This is a genomic window from Nocardia brevicatena NBRC 12119 (genome assembly GCF_000308495.1).
Lineage (GTDB): Bacteria > Actinomycetota > Actinomycetes > Mycobacteriales > Mycobacteriaceae > Nocardia > Nocardia brevicatena.
The window spans coordinates 1-1,181 of record NZ_BAFU01000181.1 but is presented as its reverse complement, the minus strand read 5'-3'; the positions used below and the strand labels follow the sequence as shown (position 1 = coordinate 1,181).

Genomic DNA, 1,181 nt, shown 5'->3' with positions numbered 1-1,181 from the left:
AAAGATCTTCCGGTAATTGAGTGAATCGCGGTCATAAGGAAAGTCCGGTGTGGTCGAGGAAGTTGAAGCACAGGTCGTAGTCGCTGCCGATGCGTGTGAGTCCGGTGTCGGCGGCGGCGTGTGCTTCGTCGAGGGTGTCCGGGCACAGGTTGGCCAGTTCTGTGGATTTGACGTTGCCCCAGACCTGTTCGACGGGGTTGAGGTCATAGGCGTAGCCAGGTAGGTACTCCACACGCAGCCAGTGCCGTTGCGTGGCCAACCACTGCTTCATGGTGCCGGAGCGGTGCGCCGACAGCTTGTCCCAGATCACGGTGACGGAGTCGCCGTCGAAGTGGTCGTGCAACTCGCCGAGGAACTCGATCAACGATTCGGTGTTGTAAGCCCCCTTTTTCATGCCGAAGCAGAACGCGGCCTCGCTGCGGTCGGGCCGGTAGGCGAGCACACCGGACATCGACATGCGTTTCCACGAGAACCGGTGCCGCAGCACCGGAGTGCGCCCACGTGGCGCCCAGGTCGCCCTCACTGCGGGCAGCAGGGAGAATCCACTTTCGTCTTGGAAGCAGATCCATGCACCTCGGCGCCGAGCGCTTTTTTTATGCGCGGCCACTCGGTCTTGCGCCACGCCGCGATGGCCTCGTCATCACGCTCGCGTGCTTTTCGCGTCGGGCGTTGCCGACTCCATCCCATCCGCTCACGCAGGATCGTCCAGGTCTGCGATCGTGAGTACCGCACCCCGGTGACCCGTTCGATCACCTCGGCCACCCGATCCAGGGTCCACATATCGGCCGGAAAGCCGTTCGCCTTGGGTCCCTTCATCACAACGGCCTCGACCTCGCCGATCCGTTCGTCGTCGAGCCACGCCCGCCGACCTGCTCGATCCGCACCGACCAGCGCCTCCCGGCCGCCGGCGGTCCACGCCTTGTGCCACCGTGACGCGGTCTGCGCCGACACCCCGAGCTCGACCACCACATCGACCTGCCGTCTGCCGACAGAGAACATCTCCACCGCCCGCATGCGACGCTCCCGCAGCGCATCGAAATCCCGACGAACTACGGGCCGCTTGCGATTTCGACCCTTCTTCTGCCCACCCTCCGGTGGTGAATGCTTCGACACACCGCGATTGTCCTACGACGCACCACGATACAACCCCAACGACTCACCCAATTACCGGAAGATCTTTA

2 protein-coding genes are annotated in these 1,181 nt (G+C 63.4%); both read right to left on the bottom strand.

Features of this window, described 5'->3' with window-relative positions; all coding sequences use genetic code 11:
- Positions 1–31: 31 nt before the first annotated feature.
- Complete coding sequence (locus ON20_RS25855) at positions 32–607, bottom strand: IS630 family transposase (RefSeq protein WP_157229001.1); 576 nt, start codon at positions 605–607, stop codon at positions 32–34.
- Positions 520–1,113 carry a winged helix-turn-helix domain-containing protein gene (locus ON20_RS25850; RefSeq protein ID WP_218002613.1) on the bottom strand — a complete coding sequence of 198 codons (594 nt, stop codon included), beginning with the start codon at positions 1,111–1,113 and terminating at the stop codon, positions 520–522. Before ON20_RS25850 ends, ON20_RS25855 begins: the two co-directional genes overlap by 88 nt.
- Positions 1,114–1,181: the final 68 nt, after the last annotated feature.